Source organism: Rahnella sp. PD4 (assembly GCF_049199325.1).
Taxonomy (GTDB): Bacteria; Pseudomonadota; Gammaproteobacteria; order Enterobacterales; family Enterobacteriaceae; genus Rahnella; species Rahnella perminowiae.
Genome location: NZ_JBLZQF010000051.1, coordinates 1 through 220 on the forward strand (window position 1 = coordinate 1; position 220 = coordinate 220).

Here is a 220-nt window from a genome sequence, read left to right on the forward strand (position 1 = left end):
TGTTTAAGCAAATCGAACTTTTAATTGAAGAGTTTGATCATGGCTCAGATTGAACGCTGGCGGCAGGCCTAACACATGCAAGTCGAGCGGCAGCGGGAAGTAGCTTGCTACTTTGCCGGCGAGCGGCGGACGGGTGAGTAATGTCTGGGAAACTGCCTGATGGAGGGGGATAACTACTGGAAACGGTAGCTAATACCGCATGACCTCGAAAGAGCAAAGT

Annotated in this window: 1 rRNA gene; it reads left to right on the plus strand. The window is 50.9% G+C overall.

Annotated elements, in window-relative coordinates:
- Positions 1–21: 21 nt before the first annotated feature.
- Positions 22–220 (plus strand): 16S ribosomal RNA (locus ACOZIO_RS25160); the annotation flags it as partial.